15 protein-coding genes are annotated in these 18,356 nt (G+C 55.2%); 9 read left to right on the top strand and 6 right to left on the bottom strand.

What is annotated here, in order from left to right; translation table 11 throughout:
- Positions 1-2: 2 nt before the first annotated feature.
- Entirely contained in the window at positions 3-1,511 is a 1,509-nt protein-coding gene (locus FZF21_RS13500) for an anion permease (protein ID WP_017383327.1), read from the bottom strand.
- Positions 1,512-2,118: 607 nt separating this feature from the next.
- Here FZF21_RS13500 and FZF21_RS13495 point away from each other — a divergent pair.
- A complete protein-coding gene (locus FZF21_RS13495; protein ID WP_149121292.1) occupies positions 2,119-4,899 on the top strand; it encodes a flavocytochrome c in 2,781 nt (926 codons plus the stop codon).
- A 58-nt stretch (positions 4,900-4,957) separates the two neighbouring features.
- Positions 4,958-5,920, top strand: a complete 963-nt coding sequence (locus FZF21_RS13490) for an FAD:protein FMN transferase (RefSeq protein ID WP_149121293.1) — start codon at positions 4,958-4,960, stop codon at positions 5,918-5,920.
- Here FZF21_RS13490 and dcuR read toward each other — a convergent pair.
- Together dcuR and FZF21_RS13480 are read right to left on the bottom strand one after the other, a co-directional pair.
- The gene (gene dcuR, locus FZF21_RS13485) at positions 5,901-6,620 is read right to left on the bottom strand and encodes a two-component system response regulator DcuR (protein WP_003859556.1); all 720 of its coding nucleotides are present in this window, start codon (positions 6,618-6,620) and stop codon (positions 5,901-5,903) included. The two genes, FZF21_RS13490 and dcuR, sit on opposite strands and share 20 nt — an antisense overlap.
- A complete protein-coding gene (locus FZF21_RS13480) occupies positions 6,617-8,233 on the bottom strand; it encodes a sensor histidine kinase (protein ID WP_023294962.1) in 1,617 nt (538 codons plus the stop codon). Before FZF21_RS13480 ends, dcuR begins: the two co-directional genes overlap by 4 nt.
- Positions 8,234-8,386: 153 nt before the next feature.
- On the opposite strand from FZF21_RS13480, the gene FZF21_RS13475 reads away from it, so the two are divergent.
- Complete coding sequence (locus FZF21_RS13475) at positions 8,387-9,250, top strand: N-acetylmuramic acid 6-phosphate etherase (RefSeq protein ID WP_032671692.1); 864 nt, start codon at positions 8,387-8,389, stop codon at positions 9,248-9,250.
- A 55-nt stretch (positions 9,251-9,305) separates the two neighbouring features.
- On the opposite strand, the gene ompC is transcribed toward FZF21_RS13475, so the two are convergent.
- Positions 9,306-10,469 carry a porin OmpC gene (gene ompC / locus FZF21_RS13470; RefSeq protein WP_149121294.1) on the bottom strand — a complete coding sequence of 388 codons (1,164 nt, stop codon included), beginning with the start codon at positions 10,467-10,469 and terminating at the stop codon, positions 9,306-9,308.
- Between the two features lie 284 nt (positions 10,470-10,753).
- Between ompC and FZF21_RS13465 the strand changes: the two genes are divergently transcribed.
- Genes FZF21_RS13465 through FZF21_RS13455 form a run of 3 tightly spaced genes read left to right on the top strand, consistent with a single transcriptional unit; the run spans position 10,754 to position 13,404 of the window.
- A complete protein-coding gene (locus FZF21_RS13465; protein ID WP_149121399.1) occupies positions 10,754-11,455 on the top strand; it encodes a phosphohydrolase in 702 nt (233 codons plus the stop codon).
- A 43-nt stretch (positions 11,456-11,498) separates the two neighbouring features.
- Positions 11,499-12,932, top strand: a complete 1,434-nt coding sequence (locus FZF21_RS13460; RefSeq protein WP_094058366.1) for a DNA cytosine methyltransferase — start codon at positions 11,499-11,501, stop codon at positions 12,930-12,932.
- Positions 12,913-13,404 carry a very short patch repair endonuclease gene (locus FZF21_RS13455; RefSeq protein ID WP_017383335.1) on the top strand — a complete coding sequence of 164 codons (492 nt, stop codon included), beginning with the start codon at positions 12,913-12,915 and terminating at the stop codon, positions 13,402-13,404. The genes FZF21_RS13460 and FZF21_RS13455 overlap by 20 nt, the downstream gene beginning before the upstream one ends.
- Here the strand turns inward: FZF21_RS13455 and yedA are convergent.
- Positions 13,376-14,290 carry a drug/metabolite exporter YedA gene (yedA, locus tag FZF21_RS13450; protein ID WP_149121295.1) on the bottom strand — a complete coding sequence of 305 codons (915 nt, stop codon included), beginning with the start codon at positions 14,288-14,290 and terminating at the stop codon, positions 13,376-13,378. The genes FZF21_RS13455 and yedA overlap by 29 nt on opposite strands.
- Before the next feature lie 178 nt (positions 14,291-14,468).
- Here yedA and FZF21_RS13445 point away from each other — a divergent pair, with 178 nt between their 5' ends.
- The 3 genes from FZF21_RS13445 to dgcQ all read left to right on the top strand — a co-directional run bounded on the left by FZF21_RS13445 (position 14,469) and on the right by dgcQ (position 17,425).
- On the top strand, positions 14,469-15,380 hold the full coding sequence (locus FZF21_RS13445; protein WP_017383336.1) for a DUF808 domain-containing protein: 912 nt from the start codon (positions 14,469-14,471) through the stop codon (positions 15,378-15,380).
- Positions 15,381-15,457: 77 nt separating this feature from the next.
- Positions 15,458-15,640 (top strand): DUF2158 domain-containing protein, encoded by a 183-nt coding sequence (locus tag FZF21_RS13440; RefSeq protein ID WP_003859574.1) that lies wholly within the window; start codon positions 15,458-15,460, stop codon positions 15,638-15,640.
- An 84-nt stretch (positions 15,641-15,724) separates the two neighbouring features.
- Positions 15,725-17,425: a cellulose biosynthesis regulator diguanylate cyclase DgcQ gene (gene dgcQ, locus FZF21_RS13435; protein ID WP_149121296.1), complete on the top strand. Its 1,701-nt coding sequence runs from the start codon at positions 15,725-15,727 to the stop codon at positions 17,423-17,425.
- On the opposite strand, the gene FZF21_RS13430 is transcribed toward dgcQ, so the two are convergent.
- The gene (locus FZF21_RS13430; RefSeq protein ID WP_063946273.1) at positions 17,410-18,210 is read right to left on the bottom strand and encodes a mannosyl-3-phosphoglycerate phosphatase-related protein; all 801 of its coding nucleotides are present in this window, start codon (positions 18,208-18,210) and stop codon (positions 17,410-17,412) included. The genes dgcQ and FZF21_RS13430 overlap by 16 nt on opposite strands.
- Positions 18,211-18,356 lie beyond the last annotated feature (146 nt).

Here is an 18,356-nt window from a genome sequence, read left to right as displayed (position 1 = left end):
AATCAGAACATCATGGACATCCACGGATAACCAATCAGCAGCAGGGCCGCAAGGAAGATGGCACCGAAGATGGTGCCGAGGCGCCAGTAGTCTTTGGTTGGCAGGTAGCCGCTACCGTAGTAAATCGGGCTTGGACCGGTACCGTAGGGGGTAATGATCCCCATCACGCCCAGCGAGGTCACCATCAGCAGAACGAACACTTCCATATTCATGCCCGGAATGGTGGAGGCGATGGTCAGCATCGCAGGCAGCAGCGCCGTGGTGTGCGCGGTGGTGCTGGCGAACAGGTAGTGCAGCAGGTAGAACGCCAGCAGCAGCACGATGGTGGCGACACCCGGAGAGATACCGCTCATCAGCAGGCCGCCTTCTTTACCCAGCCAGCTGATAAAACCGGTGGAGGAGAGGCCATCCGCCAGCGCCACCAGGGTGGCGAACCAGACGAAGGTATTCCACGCGGCTTTGTTACCGGTGATATCGTTCCACTCCAGCACGCCGGTCCACAGCATCAGGCCAACGATCAGCAGGGCAGCCATGGCCGGTTCAATCCACGCCGCGGCGAAGATCCACATCAGCAGCGCACAGCACACGAACACCAGCAGCAGGATCTCATTGCGCGACAGTTTGCCCAGTTTTTCCAGTTCACGGGTCGCCCACAGCGGTACTTCGTTATTCACTTTTACTTCCGGCGGGTAGAACCAGTAGGCCAGCAGCGGCATGGTCAGGATCAGCAGGATGCCCAGCGGCAGGAAGGCGAGGAACCAGGTCCCCCAGGAGATATCAATTCCAACCGTGCTTTTTACCAGCGCCAGCGCCAGCAGGTTAGGTGCCAGAGCGGAAAGGAACATCGAGCTGGTGATACAGGCCGCGGTGATGGCTACCCACATCAGATACGAACCGATTTTGCGCGCGCTTGGGTCATTGGGTTTTGAACCGTACAGCGGCGGCAGGTTGGCGATGATCGGGTAGATGGTTCCGCCGCTGCGCGCGGTGTTGGACGGGGTGAACGGGGCCAGCAGCAGATCCGCAAACGTAATGGCGTAACCGAGCGTGAGGCTGCGACGGCCCAGGTACTTCACCAGAATCAGCGCCAGACGTCGGCCGAAGCGGGTTTTGTCGTAGCCTGCGGCGAACATAAAGGCACCGAAAATCAGCCAGACGGTGGAGTTACCAAACCCGCTGACCGCCCATTTAAAGGAGGCGCCCGCCAGCTTGAATTTTGGGTCAGCCAGCTGTTCCGGGCTAAAGAGTACCCACTGGCTGCACAGCGCAATCGCCACGACGCCGGTAAGACCGATCACGGCGCCCGGCAGCGGTTCGAAAATTAAGCCGACGATGACGCCGACAAAGATGGCGAAGTAGTGCCACGCATAAGGCGGCAGCCCTTCCGGAACGGGGACAAACAACAGCAGGACGGCAACAATGACGGGCAAAGCCATCATCAGCAGTCGTTTTGCTGTTCCATTTGATGCCAGATTCGCCGCAGGAGGCGTTACAGCAGTTTTTGTATTCATAGTTTCACGTCTTAAGTTGTCAAAAATTCGTCGCCCGGCGAAAACACAAATTCGATTGAAATATCCTTTTTGCTTTTTTTAGTTATTTAAGGTGCGGATTTGTGTTTTCACTAATAGCGATTTAACGCATTTTGGTTTGCGCTAAATAAAAAATGATGATGTTTTTATATTGCTCTTTTGAATGCCATAACTATTGATCGCGATCAAAAAAACGGAACTGAATGGCTATTTTTATATTTTTTATAATAACCACTCTGAGTAGTGTGGTTATTCGCTAATTTTACGCATTTTATGTATCAAAACTATAACATTTAAATTCTGGTGCTTTTGTTTATCGTTGTTTTATAGGATTTTTTGCTAGATTTGGTGTATTGGTTTGACCTTTTATAATTTAACTTTTTTAAATTCTTGTGAACGAGTGAAACATTCCCGCTAACACCAATGTGTTATTAATGTTATCGAAGGGATTAAATAGTTTATTAACTAACGTAATGACTTTAGAAACTAAAAAAAGCTTTATATTACTATCATGACATCGGCAAAAAACACGAAATAAAAAATCATCCCGATAACGAATTCTTAATTTTTAAAGTTTGGAGTTTCTATTATGAGCACTAACGAACGTATTTTAAGCCCCTTCACATTACCGAATGGTACTGAACTGAAAAACCGTTTGTTAATGGCCCCGATGACAACCTGTACCGGTTATTACGATGGCACCGTGACCAGCGAGCTGGTGGAGTACTACCGCGCCCGCGCGGGCAGCATCGGCACCATCATCGTTGAGTGCTGTTTTGTTGACGATCTCGGCCTGGCGTTCCCGGGCGCAATTGGTATTGATAACGACGAGAAAATCGCCGGGCTGGCAAAAATCGCTGACGCTATCAAGTCCAAAGGCTCCAAAGCCCTGCTGCAAATCTACCACGGCGGCCGCATGGTCGACCCAAAACTGATCGGGGGCCGCACGCCGGTTGGCCCAAGCGCCGTTGCCGCGCCGCGTGACGGTGCCGCCACGCCGGTTGCCCTGACCGCGGAAGAGGTGGAAGGCATGATCGGCAAGTTCGGCGAAGCCGTGCGCCGCGCAATTCAGGCCGGCTTCGACGGCGTCGAAATCCACGGGGCGAATACCTATCTGATCCAGCAGTTCTTCTCCCCGAACTCCAACCAGCGTGACGACGAGTGGGGCGGTAGCCGCGAAAACCGCGCGAAATTCCCGCTGGCGGTGCTGGACATTACCCACAAGATGGTGCGCCAGTACGCGGACGACGCGTTTATCATTGGCTACCGTTTCTCTCCGGAAGAGCTGGAAGTCCCGGGCATCCGCTTTGAGGACACCCTGTATCTGCTGGAAAAACTGGCCGCGCGCGGGGTGGATTATCTCCACTTCTCCCTTGGCGCCGCCCTGCGTCCTTCTATCGTCGATACTCAGGACCCGACGCCACTTATCGAAAAATACTGCGCCATGCGCTCTGACACGCTGGCGCAGGTACCGGTGATGGGCGTTGGCGGCGTGGTGAATGCCACGGATGTGAATGAAGCGCTGGATCACGGTTACGACCTGATTGCCGTTGGCCGCGCCACCATCGCCTATCCGGACTGGACCGATCGCATCGCGGCGGGCGAAAGCCTGGATCTGTTTATGGACAGTACCCGACGCGAAGAACTGAGCATCCCGGAACCGCTGTGGCGCTTCTCGCTGGTGGAAGCGATGATCCGCGACATGAGCATGGGCGAATCGAAATTCAAACCGGGCACCTTTATTGAAAAAGTGCAGGACGATGCCAACGAACTGGTGATTAACGTCAGCCTCGAAACCGACCGCATCGCCGATATCGAACTGGCCTCCGGCCCGAGTGAAGACGTCGAGTTTGTCACCAGCTTCGAAGAGATCCGCACCCGTATTCTGGACGCCAACACCCCGCACGTGGATGCTATCACCGGCGCGACCAGCCAGAGCGAGGCGGTAAAAAAAGCGGTCTCGAAGGCGATGCTGAAATCCAGCAAAGCGCTGGCGGCGGAAGAGGGCGCTGACCCGAATGAGACTAAAAGCGTGGACGTGGTAGTGGTCGGCAGCGGCGGTGCAGGGCTGGCGGCGGCGATCCAGGCGCATGACGAAGGCGCGAGTGTACTGATCGTCGAGAAAATGCCCACCATCGGCGGGAACACCATTAAAGCCTCGGCCGGGATGAACGCGGCGGAGACCCGCTTCCAGCGCGTGAAAGGTATTCAGGACAGCAAAGAGCTGTTCTACCAGGAAAGTCTGAAAGGCGGTGGCAACAAGAACAACCCTGAACTGCTGCGTCGCTTTGTCGAGAACGCGCCGCAGGCCATCGAATGGCTGGCCACGCGCGGCATTATGCTGAACGACATTACCACCACCGGCGGGATGAGCATCGACCGTACGCACCGTCCGAAAGACGGTTCCGCAGTGGGCGGGTATCTGATCAGCGGCCTGGTGCGTAACGTCAACAAGCGTAACATCGAGGTGATGCTGGATACCTCCGTGAGCGACATCATCTTCGAGAACGGCGAAGTGACCGGTGTGCGTCTGACCACCGAAGAGAACGAAACCCTCACCGTGGCAACCAAAAGCGTGATTGTGGCAACGGGCGGCTTCAGCGCCAACAGCCAGATGGTGGTGAAATACCGTCCGGATCTGGCAGGGTTCGTTACCACCAACCACAAAGGGGCGACCGGGGGCGGCATCGCGCTGCTGGAGCGTATCGGTGCGGGCACCGTGGATATGGGCGAAATTCAGATCCACCCAACCGTTGAGCAGAAAACGTCGTATCTGATTTCCGAATCCATCCGCGGCGGCGGGGCGATTCTGGTAAACCAGCAGGGCAACCGCTTCTATAACGAAATGTCGACCCGCGACAAAGTCTCGGCGCAGATCATCGCGCTGCCGGAGAAATACGCTTACATCGTCTTTGACGAGCATGTTCGCGCCAAAAACAAAGCCGCGGATGAGTACATCGCAAAAGGGTTTGTTACCAGCGCCAGCTCGCCAAAAGCCCTGGCGGAAGCGCTGGGGATGGATCACCACCAGTTCCTGGCAACGCTGGAACGCTACAACGGCTTTGTGGAGAAACAGCACGACGATGATTTCGGTCGCACCACCGCGCTGCGTGCGCCAATCAACGAAGGGCCGTTCTACGCCATTCAGATTGCACCGGGCGTTCACCACACCATGGGCGGCGTGACCATTAACACAGAAACCTGCGTGCTGGACAGCAACCACAACGTATTGCCGGGAGCGTTTGCTGCGGGTGAGGTTGTCGGGGGCATCCATGGCGGTAACCGCATCGGCGGTAACGCGGTGGCAGATATCATTATTTTTGGTACGCTTGCAGGACATCAGGCGGCTATGCGTTCGAAAACACGGTAAGGCTCCTGTTTCCCCGGCGGCGCGGTGCCTGCCGGGGCTACATCTGAGGACTCATGAAATGCCTGATAGCCAACGCGTTTACAGCTACTCCGCCGTTCTGATGGGATCGCCCATCCTCCTGAAACTCTTTTCCCATGACGAAGCGCTTGCCTCTCGCGTGTTTCGCCTGATCAAACAGTACGAAGATCTGCTTACCGTTAACCGAGCGCACTCCCAGGTAATGGACATCAACCATGCGGCCGGTCAGCATCCGGTTGCCGTCAGTCGCCCGGTGTTCGAGCTGATCCGCTGCGCGAAAGCGGCCAGCCTGCTTAAAGACAGCGCCTTTAACCTGGCGATCGGCCCGCTGGTGAAATGCTGGAAAATTGGCTTTAAGGGGGACGCTGTACCGCCCGCGGACGAGATCGCCGCCTTGCTGGGCATCACGCATCCTGCGGACGTGGTGCTGGATGAAGCCAACAGCAGCGTGTTCCTTACTCGCCAGGGAATGGAGATCGATCTGGGGGCCATTGCTAAAGGCTATATCGCCGACAGGGTGCGGGATCACCTCCTTAAAGAGGGCGTTGAACTTGGGCTGATCAACCTTGGCGGCAACGTCCAGACGTTAGGCTCGCCGGAGGGCGGCTGGCGCGTCGGCCTGAAAAAACCGTTCGCCGGTGACGCGCTGATTGGCGCCATGACGGTCGAAAACCGGTCGGTGGTGACGTCAGGCACCTATGAGCGCTACTTCGAGCTGAACGGCAAACGTTATCACCACATACTTGACCCACGCACCGGCTACCCGCTGGATAACGAACTGGACAGCGTGACGATTATTTCGCCAGACTCCCTCGACGGCGATATCTGGACCACGCTGATCTACGGCATGGGCGTGGAAAAGGGCTGCACCGCGCTGCGTTCGCGCCCCGATATTGAAGCCATCTTTGTCACCAAAACAAAAGAAGTGGTGATCTCCTCGATGCACCACTTCCGTTTTACTCTTCTGGACGACAGCTACCGAATTACTGGCAGTACTGTTTGAGTAGGCCGACCTGTTCCGGCTGCAAACGGTAGCGATATACCGGCCGGCCGGTAGCGCCGTAGTGAATGCTGGTGAACAGGATATTAATTTGCGCCAGCCAGATCAGGTATTTGCGGCAGGAGACGCGGGAAATGTTGACCGCATTCGCCAGATCGTCGGTGGAAAATTCTATCTCCGGATGGCTGTCGATCCACTGGCAAATGGTGCGCAGCGTCTGCGGCGTCAGGCCTTTCGGTAATTTTTTGCTGTCGGCCAGCTCCGGCGCGCCGCCGTGGATCAGCCTGTCGACGTCGGCCTGTTCATAATACTGATGCGATCCCATCAGGCTGCGCTTTGCCTTCCAGCCGTTCAGCGCCTCTTCAAAACGCGGGAACTGGAACGGTTTAATCAGGTAATCCACCACGCCATAGTGCATTGAGGTCTGGATCGTTGCGGCGTCGGAGGCCGACGAGATCATGATGACATCAATCGGGCGGCCCGATGCGCGGATGATGGGCAGCAGATCCAGCCCGTTATCCTGCTGCATATAGACATCCAGCAGCACCAGATCGATCGGCTGGCCTGGGTTGGCGATCAACGCCTCGGCCTGGTTGAGCGTGGAAGCGACGCCGCAGCAGCTAAAACCCTCAACGCGGTTAACATACAGACGGTTGAGGTCGGCTACCATGGCGTCATCATCGACAATTAACACATTTATCACGCGATATTCCTCTCGCTATCCCAGGGGATCTGAACAAAAAATTGGGTAAATACGCCAGGCTCCGACTCGACGGTAATATCTCCGCCCAGATTCTGGATCTGCTGACGAGCAAGGAACAGCCCAACGCCGCGGTTTTCACCTTTTGTTGAGTAGCCCTTTGTAAAAATAGCCTCCAGCCGCTCGGGATCAATGCCGGGACCGTCATCGCTGACCTCACCGCTCAGCCAGCCGTTCTGATAATGCAGCAGCAGGCCTATCTCGCCTTCCGGCTGGCCTTCCATCGCATCCAGGGCATTTTCGATTAAATTGCCCAGCACGGTGATCAGCACCGCAACCTGCTCTTCATTGGCGGTGTCGGGAAGCTGACTCTCCTCCGCCAGCGTCAGGGTCACTCCGGCCTCTTTAGCGCGGTTAATTTTACCCAGCAGGAAGCCCGCAATGACCGGCGATTTAACTTTGCGCTGTATTGCGCCGATATCCGTCTGATAATTCTGCGCGGTCTGGATGATGTACTCCTCCAGCTTATCGTAGCGCTTCATGTGCAGCAGGCCGAGGATCACGTGCAGCTTGTTCATAAACTCGTGCGTATGAGCGCGCAGGGCATCAACGTAGCTGACCATGCCATCAATACGCTGCATTAACTGGCTGATTTCGGTCTTATCGCGGAACGTGCTGATCGCCCCGATCACCTGATTCTGGCTTTTCACGGGGACCATGTTGCAGAGCAGCAGCCGCCCGTTACAGCCGATCTCCTGATCCTGGCGGGCAATGCCGGTCCTGGATACTTCGCGCAGGCTGGCCAGCAGCGGTTCACTGCTGCTTTCGGAGTGCTGGCCCGAGGTCAGGAGTAATATTTCTCTGGCGGTGTGGTTAATCATCGTCACGCGCCCGTGCATATCCACGGCCATCACGCCTTCGCGCAGGGACTGCAACATGGCCTGGCGCTGCTCAAAGAGGGCTGAGATCTCGTAAGGCTCCAGCCCAAAGAGGATACGTTTCAGAACCCGGACCAGACCCCATATCGCCACTGAGCTCATCAGAACGCTGAATAAAATGGTCCACACGGCGTTGAGCCGCCCGCGGGCAATCTGATCTTCAACTTTATTCAGCGAAATACCCACCACCACCACGCCGATCTGGTCGTGCTGGTCGTCATACACTGGCGTAAAGACGCGCAGCGCTTCCGCGAGCGCGCCGCGGTTAACGGAGACATTCTCTTTCCCTTCCAGGGCGGGCGTCAGATCGTCGCCAATAAAATGCAAACCTAACAGCGCTTCGTTTGGATGGGAATAGCGGATCCCACGCAGGTCGGTGACCACGGTAAACAGCAGGTCGTTGCGCTTCGTCACCGCCTCGGCAATCGGCTGGATGATGCCAGCCTGCGGCGATTCCATCAGGCCACGCTTGATCTCCGGGCTGTCGGCCAGCGTCCGGGCGATACCCAGCGCGGTATCTTTCACGTCATCGCGCGTGGCGCGGGTGATCTGCACAGAGTACAGCGCGAAGACCACCAGCAGCACCGAGCCGATAATCGCGCACACCATCAGCGTAACCAGCGTATTCAGCTTCATAGGGCGCTTGCGCGTCGGGGGGAAGGGCTGCAAATCGCTCATTAACACTCCGCGATGAATAAGAAAGGGCTAATTATCGCTGATGACGGGCGTTTCATAAAGCCATGTAAAGAGAGGCGTTTCGTGAGCCTCCTCTCAGGTGACCTATATAAAACACTTTATAGTGTGAGGGTACTCATAATAAGGAGGCAGTTTATGAGCATTATGCTTACCGGTACGGCCAGGGAAAGACGGCACGCCAGCACCACGAACATCGACAGATTATCGACGCTGGATATGCTTAACGTCATACACCAGGATGACGCGCAAATCTCTTCTGCACTTACCCCTCACTTAAGTATGCTGGCCCGCGTGGTGGATAACGCGGCGGCGACGCTTAGCCACGGCGGACGTCTGGTACTGACCGGCGCGGGCGCGTCCGGACGCGTGGCTGAACAGGCGGCAGAAGCGTTTGCGCCGGGAAAACATCCCGTCATTGCGATGACAGCAGGCGATCACGCCGGTAGCTACGCGCGCGGCGTTGCCGACCTTCAGACGATAGAATTTGGCGAGCATGACATGATGCTGGCGCTGTCCGTCAGCGGCAAAACCCCATGGGTATGGGGCGCGATGCGTCATGCGTGGTCTCTGGGCTCAACGGTTGCGATCATTACGGAGGATGCGCAAAGTGAAGCGGCGCAGCTGGCGAGCATGGTCATTGCTCCCGATCTGGGCGCGGATGTGGTGGCCGGGTATACCAACGCTAAAGCAGGCATTGCGCAAAGCATGATCCTGCATATGATCACCACCGGTCTGGCGGTACGTTCCGGACGGGTGTACAGCAACCTGCGCGTTGATCTGGAGGCAAGCAATACCAGATGGGCCGAACGACAAATTGCCATTGTGATGGAAGCGGGGGGATGTAGCCGGGCTCAGGCGAAGGCCGCGCTGGAAAGCTGCAACCACCAGTGCAAAACGGCGGTACTGATGGTGCTGACGGGGCTGGATGCCTGGAAAGCGCACGAATTGCTGGCGCAGAATAACGGGTTTGTTCGCCTGGCCTTGCAGGAAGCGCCATAACATTTCAGCGTCAAATAAAAAAAGCCCGCATCGCGGGCTTTAATATTGATGGGAATTAGAACTGGTAGGTCATGCCTACGCCAACGATGTCATCGGTAGCAATACCGTTGTCATTGTAGAAGGCATCATCTTCGTCCAGCAGGTTGATTTTATAATCAACGTAGGTGGAGAAGTTTTTGTTGAAGCTGTAGGTCATGCCCACGTCGATGTAGTTAACCAGATCCTGGTCTACATAGTCATAGCCATTGCCTGGGTGATAATCGTTACCGCCCAAATCGATGCCTTTAGAATAGACCCACGCCAGGGATGGACGCAGACCGAAGTCAAACTGGTACTGCGCTACGGCTTCAAAGTTCTGTGTTTTGTTGGCGATGCCATCGTTGCCGTACGGAGTCATGTTACGGGTTTCCGCATACATCATGGCCAGGTAGACATCATTAGCATCGTATTTAGCACCGATTGTCCACGCTTCCGCACGTTCACCGCCAGCATATTTGCTGAAGCGGTTATAGGTGCCAGCGCCGTAAGCGACCTGGTCGTTAGTACGGTCAGAGGAAGAATAAGCCGCACCCAGCGTCAGGCCGAAATCGAAGTCATAGGTGGTAGACATACCGAAGCCGTCGCCGTTCTGGAAACGAACGTCATCATGGCCGTTTTTGGTGCCTTCCTGATTTTCGTTTGGTCCACCTTCATTATTTCCCTGATATTGCAGCGCAAAGTTCAGGCCGTCGACCAGACCAAAGAAATCATTGTTACGGTAGGTCGCCACACCGTTAGTACGGCCAACCATATAGTTATCGGTCCAGGTGTAAGAATCTCCACCAAATACCGGCAGCATATCGGTCCAGGCTTCAACGTCATACACGACGCCGTAATTACGGCCGTAATCAAATGAGCCGTAGTCGCCATATTTCAGGCCAGCGAATGCCAGACGGTTGAAAGATTTATCCCCAGCGCCTTCGGTGTCGTTAGCGTAGGTTTTATATTCCCACTGGCCATAGCCTGTCAGGTCGTTCGTGATCTGCGTTTCGCCTTTGAAACCCACCTGTACATAGGTTTCATCACCGTCGTCGCCTGGGTTGTCGGAGAAGGTATGACGCGCATCAACCTTACCGTACAGGTCAACTTTGTTGCCATTCTTGTTATACATTTCCGCCGCATTTGCTGCGCCAGCCATTAATAACGCGGGTACGAGAATTGCCAGAACTTTTCTTTTCATTATATATTCCCTTTAAATATAAATTGTCTGAATATATGTAATTACCCTCCGTAACTACATGGCTGATACTATTCTATGGATTATTATTTAGGTTCAAAAATAAATGTAATTAAAGTGGTAAAAATATTACAAAATATTTCTTTTTATCTCTTTATTTTTCATATGAATTAATTCATTGAAAATATAGCGGGTAATTATTATTAAGTATTTCGTAATTCTATTTATAAAGGATTTTAATTCGGGTGTATTATAATTCACTCACTTTTGAGCAACAGGACAGGATGATGGAACTTGCGCAGTGGCAACACCGTTTTGAGCGCTGGCTCGACGAAAATCATTTTACTGATGATGCGGCGCACGATATCGCCCATTTTAACCGCGTCTGGATGACGGCGCAGGGTATTATGGCTGACGAGGATAGCGATCCGCTGGTTGTGCTGACCGCATGCTACTTCCATGACATTGTCAGCCTGCCGAAAAATCACCCGGAACGTAGCCACTCCTCGCGGCTGGCAGCGCGAAAAACGCGCGAGATCCTCAGTCGCGACTTTCCTGATTTTCCGCCGGATCGTTATGCAGCCGTTGAGCATGCTATTGAAGCGCACAGCTTCAGTGCCGGTATCGCGCCGCAAAGCCTGGAGGCCAAAATTGTGCAGGATGCCGACCGGCTGGAGGCGTTAGGCGCTATCGGCCTGGCGCGCGTCTTTGCCGTCTCCGGTGCGCTGGGCGCCGCGCTGTTTGATGCCGACGACCCGTTCGCCGGAACACGAGCGCTGGATGATAAAGCCTTCGCGCTCGACCACTTTCAGACCAAACTCCTGCGCCTGCCTGACACCATGCAAACCGCGCGGGGGCGCGAACTTGCGCGTCACAATGCCGATTTTCTGATCCAGTTTATGGCGAAGCTGAGTGCCGAATTACAGGGCGATTACCTCGGAACCGACAGCCAGATATTGACCCATTTCCGTCGCAGTGTGCGATCCTGAACTGTGGTACTCTGTTTTCTGTCTTTATTGTCCGGTTAAGAGAATGCAGGAAAATCGATCAGTGACTGTGCCCGCGCCTGAGCGGGTTGAGAAATCAACGGCAGCCGTGCAGGCACTCCTGCGTCAGCTGCTGGAAATGTATGATGCTAAAACGCTGGCAAACCAGCTGGTGGCCCATGGCGAGAGCCACTGGAGCCCGGCGATACTCAAGCGGCTGCTGATAAGCGACAGGGCAGGGCACCGCCTGAGCGACGGTGAGTTCCGCTATCTGCAAAATTTGCTGCCGCGTCCTCCTGCTGCGCATCCAAATTATGCCTTTCGCTTTATCGATCTCTTTGCCGGTATCGGCGGCATTCGCCATGGCTTTGAAGCTATTGGCGGGCAGTGTGTATTCACCAGTGAATGGAACAAACATGCCGTCCGTACCTATAAAGCCAACTGGTATTGCGATCCCGACGCGCACCAGTTCAACGCGGATATTCGGGATGTCACGCTGAGCCACAAAACCGGCGTCAGCGATGAAGAGGCCGCCGAACACATTCGCAATACCATTCCGGCGCACGATGTGCTGCTGGCGGGCTTTCCGTGTCAGCCGTTCTCGCTGGCAGGCGTGTCGAAGAAGAACGCGCTGGGACGCGCACACGGCTTTGCCTGCGATACGCAGGGCACACTGTTCTTTGATGTTGCCCGGATCATTGATGCCCGCCGCCCGGCAATTTTTGTCCTGGAGAACGTCAAGAATTTAAAGAGTCATGACGGCGGCAAAACCTTCCGCATTATCATGCAAACGCTGGATGAACTGGGTTATGACGTGGCGGATGCAGAGGACATGGGGCCGGACGATCCGAAAATTATCGACGGCAAACACTTCCTGCCGCAGCACCGCGAACGCATCGTGCTGGTGGGCTTCCGCCGCGATCTCAATCTGAAAGGCGATTTTACGCTGCGTGATTTGCCCTCGCTGTATCCGGCGCGCCGCCCGACGGTGGCCGATCTGCTGGAGCCCGCCGTCGATGCGAAATTCATTCTGACCCCGGTGCTGTGGAAATACCTCTATCGCTATGCCAAAAAGCATCAGGCCAAAGGCAATGGCTTTGGGTTTGGCATGGTCAATCCGCTTAATCCTGACAGCGTGACGCGTACGCTGTCGGCGCGCTATTACAAAGATGGTGCGGAAATTCTTATCGATCGCGGCTGGGATAAGGCGCTGGGCGAAAAAGATTTTGACGATCCCCAGAACCAACAGCACCGACCGCGGCGCTTAACGCCGCGCGAGTGCGCCCGCTTAATGGGCTTTGAGACGCCGCAGGGCTACAGTTTTCGCATCCCGGTGTCGGATACCCAGGCCTATCGTCAGTTTGGCAACTCGGTGGTGGTGCCAGCCTTTGCCGCGGTAGCTAAACTGCTGGCCTCACGCATCAGCAAGGCCGTTCAGCTTCGTCAGAGCGAGGCCGTCAATGGCGGACGTTCACAATAAGGCCACGCGCAGTAAAAACATGCGTGCCATCGGCACGCGTGATACCGCGATTGAAAAACGGATCGCGGGCCTTCTGACCGCCGCCGGGTTTGAATTCAGGGTTCAGGATGCCACGCTTGCCGGGCGTCCTGATTTCGTCATCGACGCGTACCAGTGCATCATCTTTACCCACGGCTGTTTCTGGCATCATCACGACTGCTATCTGTTTAAAGTCCCGGCGACACGCACCGACTTCTGGCTGGAGAAGATTGGCAGGAACGTCGAGCGTGATAAACGCGATGTTTCGCAGCTTTACGCTCAGGGCTGGCGGGTGCTGATTGTCTGGGAGTGCGCGCTGCGCGGAAGAATGAAGCTGAATGACGTGGAACTGACGGAGCGGCTGGAAGAGTGGATCTGCGGCGGCGGTCAGGCCGCGCAGATCGATACCCAGGGCATTCACCCGATCACGGTTTCTCCACCTCACACCTCGTGACAATCGGTTTCGCGGGCAGCAAATATTTACCCAGCGTGACCAGTACCACGGCAAAGACAATCACACCCAGCGCCAGCCATTCAATCGTCGACAGCACTTCGCCCGCAAAACCGGTACCCAGCAGCACGGCAACCACCGGGTTAACGTAGGCGTAGCTGGTGGCAACCGCCGGTGAGACGTTGCGAATCAGGTACATATAGGCGTTGATGGCGATAATCGAGCCAAACAGCGCCAGATACCCGACGGCCAGGAAACCTGAAAGGTCTGGCATCGCCGTCAGTTTTTCACCCGTCAACGCGGAGGCCATCAGCAGCACAATGCCCGCCGCGAGCATCTCAATCGCACCTGCCATCATCCCGGAGGGCAGCTCGATGCGTGAACCGTAGACCGAGCCGAAGCCCCAGCTCATGGAGCCGATCATGATCAGAACGGCAGCCCAGGGGTTCCCGCTCAGGTTACCGCCGCTGTTCAGCAGGATGATACCCACAAGCCCAATCGCGATGCCCAGCCATTCGAGCTTACGGGTGCGGATCCCGAAGAGGCGACTAAAGCAGAGCGTAAACAGCGGCACGGTTGCGACGACCACTGCGGCGATGCCCGACGGCACGTTCTGGTGTTCGGCGACGGTTACCGCGCCATTGCCCACCGCCAGCAGCAGCAGGCCAATCAGGGCGGCGTTAAGCAGGGGACGCCGCGGCGGTAGTCTGTGGCCGCGCAGCAATAAAAACGCCATCAGCAGCACGCCGGCCGTAAGGAAACGAATACCGGCCATCATCAGCGGGGGCCAGCTTTCCACGCCTATACGAATGACAAAATAGGTGGACCCCCAGATGATATACAGGGAAAAGAGTGCTCCAATGAGCGGTAATAAATGCCGGAAACGCATAGTCCCTCACGACGAAATAAAAAGTTCGCTCATAGTTAACGCCAAAACTATCAGCCTGGCGAGTGCTTTAATTGTGTTGTTGATGTGAAATTTTTGTTGACGCGAGGTGCCAGTTTCCGGGCGGTGAGTTTTGTTCCATACTATTCACTTAATTAGCAAAAAAAGAAGGAAAGAGATTTTGGCAGGAAGTAGCTTATTAACATTACTGGACGACATCGCCACCTTGCTGGATGACATTTCGGTTATGGGAAAACTGGCGGCGAAAAAGACCGCCGGGGTACTGGGAGATGATTTGTCGCTTAACGCGCAGCAGGTCAGCGGCGTGCGGGCGAACCGTGAGTTGCCGGTGGTGTGGGGCGTTGCGAAAGGGTCCTTTATTAACAAGGTGATCCTCGTTCCGCTGGCGCTGCTGATTAGCGCCTTTATACCCTGGGCCATTACGCCCCTGCTGATGATTGGCGGGGCGTTCCTGTGCTTCGAGGGTGCCGAAAAAGTGTTGCATATGTTCGCTGCACGCAAAGAGAAAGACACCCCGGAAATGCGCCAGCAGCGTCTGGAAGCGCTGGCCGCACAGGATCCAAAAACGTTTGAACGCGATAAGGTCAAAGGCGCGATCCGCACGGACTTCATCCTCTCAGCCGAGATTGTGGCGATTACGCTGGGGATCGTCTCAGATGCCCCTCTGATGAACCAGGTGCTGATCCTGTCCGGCATTGCGATCCTCGTGACGATAGGGGTTTATGGCCTGGTCGGGCTGATCGTCAAGCTGGACGATATCGGCTTCTGGCTGGAAAAAAAATCCAGTGCAATAGCGCGCGGCATCGGGAAAAGCCTGCTGGTGCTGGCGCCGTGGCTGATGAAAACCTTGTCGGTGGTGGGAACCCTGGCGATGTTCCTGGTCGGCGGCGGAATTATCGTGCACGGTGTTGCTTCGCTGCATCACATGATTGAACATTTTGCGTCAGGCCAGGGAGCGGTAGTTGCTGCAATTCTGCCCACACTGCTTAACCTCGTACTGGGCTTTATCGTCGGTCTGATTGTGGTAGCCGTTGTTAAGCTGGTTGAAAAAGTACGCGGGAAATCGCATTAATTATTGCTGACCCCGGATGCAAAAAGACTATTCCTCGTCTAAATTGAAAACGTTTCACCCTGATACAGGAGGCAGGTATGGTCTTTTTGATCAGTGATGAAGTTAAGCCCAAAAATGGTGGTCCAGGTATGATCGTCACCGGGTATTCCAGCGGAATGGTGGAGTGTCGGTGGCATGATGGATACGGCATTAAGCGGGAGGCTTTTCGCGAAGACGAGCTTCAGCCTGCTAATAAAAGGCAAAAACGCGACAAGGCTTAATCACACAACGCCCGGCCTTGCCGGGCGTTTTTACTGGCAGAAGACTTATCATATCGGATGGTGAGCGACAATCAGGGAGTGTGTGTGCAGCACGATACCTTTGTTGTAAAACAATCTTTTTTGCAGTGGCTGCATAAGCGTAGCAATCCCCGTTTGATTGTTAACTTCTGTTTTATCGTTGTCCTGATCTTTTCCACCCTCCTGACCTGGCGCGAGGTTGTGGTACTGGAAGATGCTTATATCTCCAGCCAGCGTAACCATCTGGAAACGGTTGCCAGTGCGCTGGACAGACAGCTTCAGTTCAGCGTCGATAAGATATTGTTTTTTCGCCACAGCATGCGTGATGCGCTGGAAACGCCGCTGGCGTTTGGCGTGCTGCATGATGCGGTAAAGCGTTTTGCGCATTTGCGCACGTCCCCCAGCTGGCAAATTGCGGTTGATAAACAGCGCACGTTACCGATCAACGGTGTTTCGGATGCCTTCGTTGAAAAGACGACCCTTCTGAACCGTGATGATGAGTACCTTGATAATGAACTGTCCGCCGCGCTTGAAGTGGGGTATTTGCTGCGTCTGGCATCCAGCCCTTCCCGCAACGAAGAGCGCGTGATTTATGTCTCTCGCGCCGGATTCTTTCTGGAAACGGATACGCCGGGAAATTCCAGCGATATCGTGCAGCGCTATTACCATCTGGTCACTCAGCCCTGGTTTACCCAACAGTCCGAGCGTGAAAACCGTGCGCGTGCCGTGCGCTGGTTTATCTCGCCGCCTTCCACCTTTGTCGGCAAAAAGCCGCTGATTACCGCCAGCGTGCCGGTTTATTACAATCACGTCTGGTATGGCGTGGTGGCGATGGATTTCACCTTTGCCACCCTGCGTCGCCTGCTGGTGGAAGCCGTGGGCGATAACCCGGAAGGGGAATACCAACTGTATGACAGTCGGCTTACTCAGCTTGCAACGTCTGAATCACCTGCTGCGGACGTTAATCATTTTGACGCGCGCGAATTAGCGCAGATAGCGCACGCGATAGAATCGGATTCCGAAGGCGGCATTCGCCTGGGGAGTCGTTTTGTCAGCTGGGAGCGTCTCGACCATTTTGATGGCATCGTCCTGCGCGTGCACACCCTGGATGAAGGGGTGCGCGGTGATTTCGGCAGCATCAGCATTGTGCTGGCATTGCTTTGGGCGCTGTTCACCGCGATGCTGCTCATCTCATGGCTGGTGATCCGGCGCATGGTCAGTAATATGTATTCGATGCAGAACTCGCTGCAATGGCAGGCCTGGCACGACCCTCTGACCCGGCTGAATAATCGTGGGTCGCTGTTCGAGCAGGCGAAAATGCTGGCGAAGCAGTGTGAACAGCAGTCGCTGCCTTTCTCGGTCATTCAGATCGATCTTGATTGCTTCAAGAGCATCAATGATCGGTTCGGGCATCAGGCGGGTGATAAGGTGTTGTCCCATGCCGCGGGTCTGATTGCCAGCACCCTCCGGACTAAAGATATTGCCGGACGCGTCGGGGGCGAAGAGTTCTGTGTGGTGCTGCCGGGCATGACGCTTGAAGAGGCGGCGGAAGTCGCAGAGCAGATCCGCGAGCGTATCGACAGCAAAGAGATCCTGATTAAGAAAAGTACCACCCTGCGCGTAAGTGCGTCGTTTGGCGTCTCTGGCGCGCAGGAGAAGAGCAATTATCACTTCGAAAATCTGCAATCCACCGCCGATGCGCGTCTGTATGAGGCGAAACAGCGCGGGCGTAACCGGGTCATCTGGCAGGATCACGTCAAAAAGTAATCAAGCCCCTCGCACCAGCCGGTCGGCCCGGTGTGCTGAGTGTGATAAACCCGGGCGGGATCGTTGTTCTTAAGGCTGACGCCCTCCCGGTTGAAGCCTTTCACCACGACGGCAAAGCCTACGCTGTCCAGCAGTGGGGCATCATTCGGGCCGTCGCCCAGGCCCAGCGTCGTCGGTTCGGAACCCTCGTGCAGGCGATACTGGTCCACAAGCCAGTGAACCGCCGCGTCTTTGCCGCAGCAGGTGTCCAGGATATGCCAGAAGCGTGCTCCCTGGACGATCTTCAGCCCCTGCCGGGCGAGTTCGACGGCAAAGCGTTCCATTTGTTCATCACTGTCACGCCAGATCAGCGTCACGGAAGCCTCGTGTTTACGCGCAAGCACTGAGCGGGGACGACTCAGCCCAGTCCATTCGGCGACCACGTGCTCATCCACGTCATCGAAGGTGGTGAATTTAAGATGCATCTCCTGGCGTACCCGGGCAATACACTGCCGGATATCGTCATGCTTCTTTTCTGAGATGAACCGTGCGGCGTTTTCCCACCGTACGTCAGGCTGGATCACCGCGCCGTTTTCCGCAATATAGGGCAACCCGCCAAGCCCCAGCTCCTGCTGGATGTCATCCATCTCGGACGCGGTTTTGCTGCTGCACAGAATGACCGGTACCTGTTCATCCATTAACTTTTCCAGCCAGGGGGCCGCAGGCTGCCAGTCGAGTGTGTGAAAATCCAACAGCGTGCCGTCGAGGTCGGTAAAAACAAGCAGAGTCTCCTCAAACGAAGGCATAACGTCTCCCGGGTGATGATTTCACCTAAGATAAATCTTAAAAAAACAGGCATTGACGCGCCGTTGAAGTGGAAACGATCCCGACAAACCCACACGCGGCGCATGTTTATACTCATAACCAAAATTCACATGTATAAAATATAATA

This window comes from Enterobacter sp. LU1 (assembly GCF_008271405.2).
Classification (GTDB): domain Bacteria; phylum Pseudomonadota; class Gammaproteobacteria; order Enterobacterales; family Enterobacteriaceae; genus Enterobacter; species Enterobacter hormaechei_C.
Note: the sequence above shows the minus strand (reverse complement) of the source record. Positions and strands in the feature narration are given on the sequence as shown.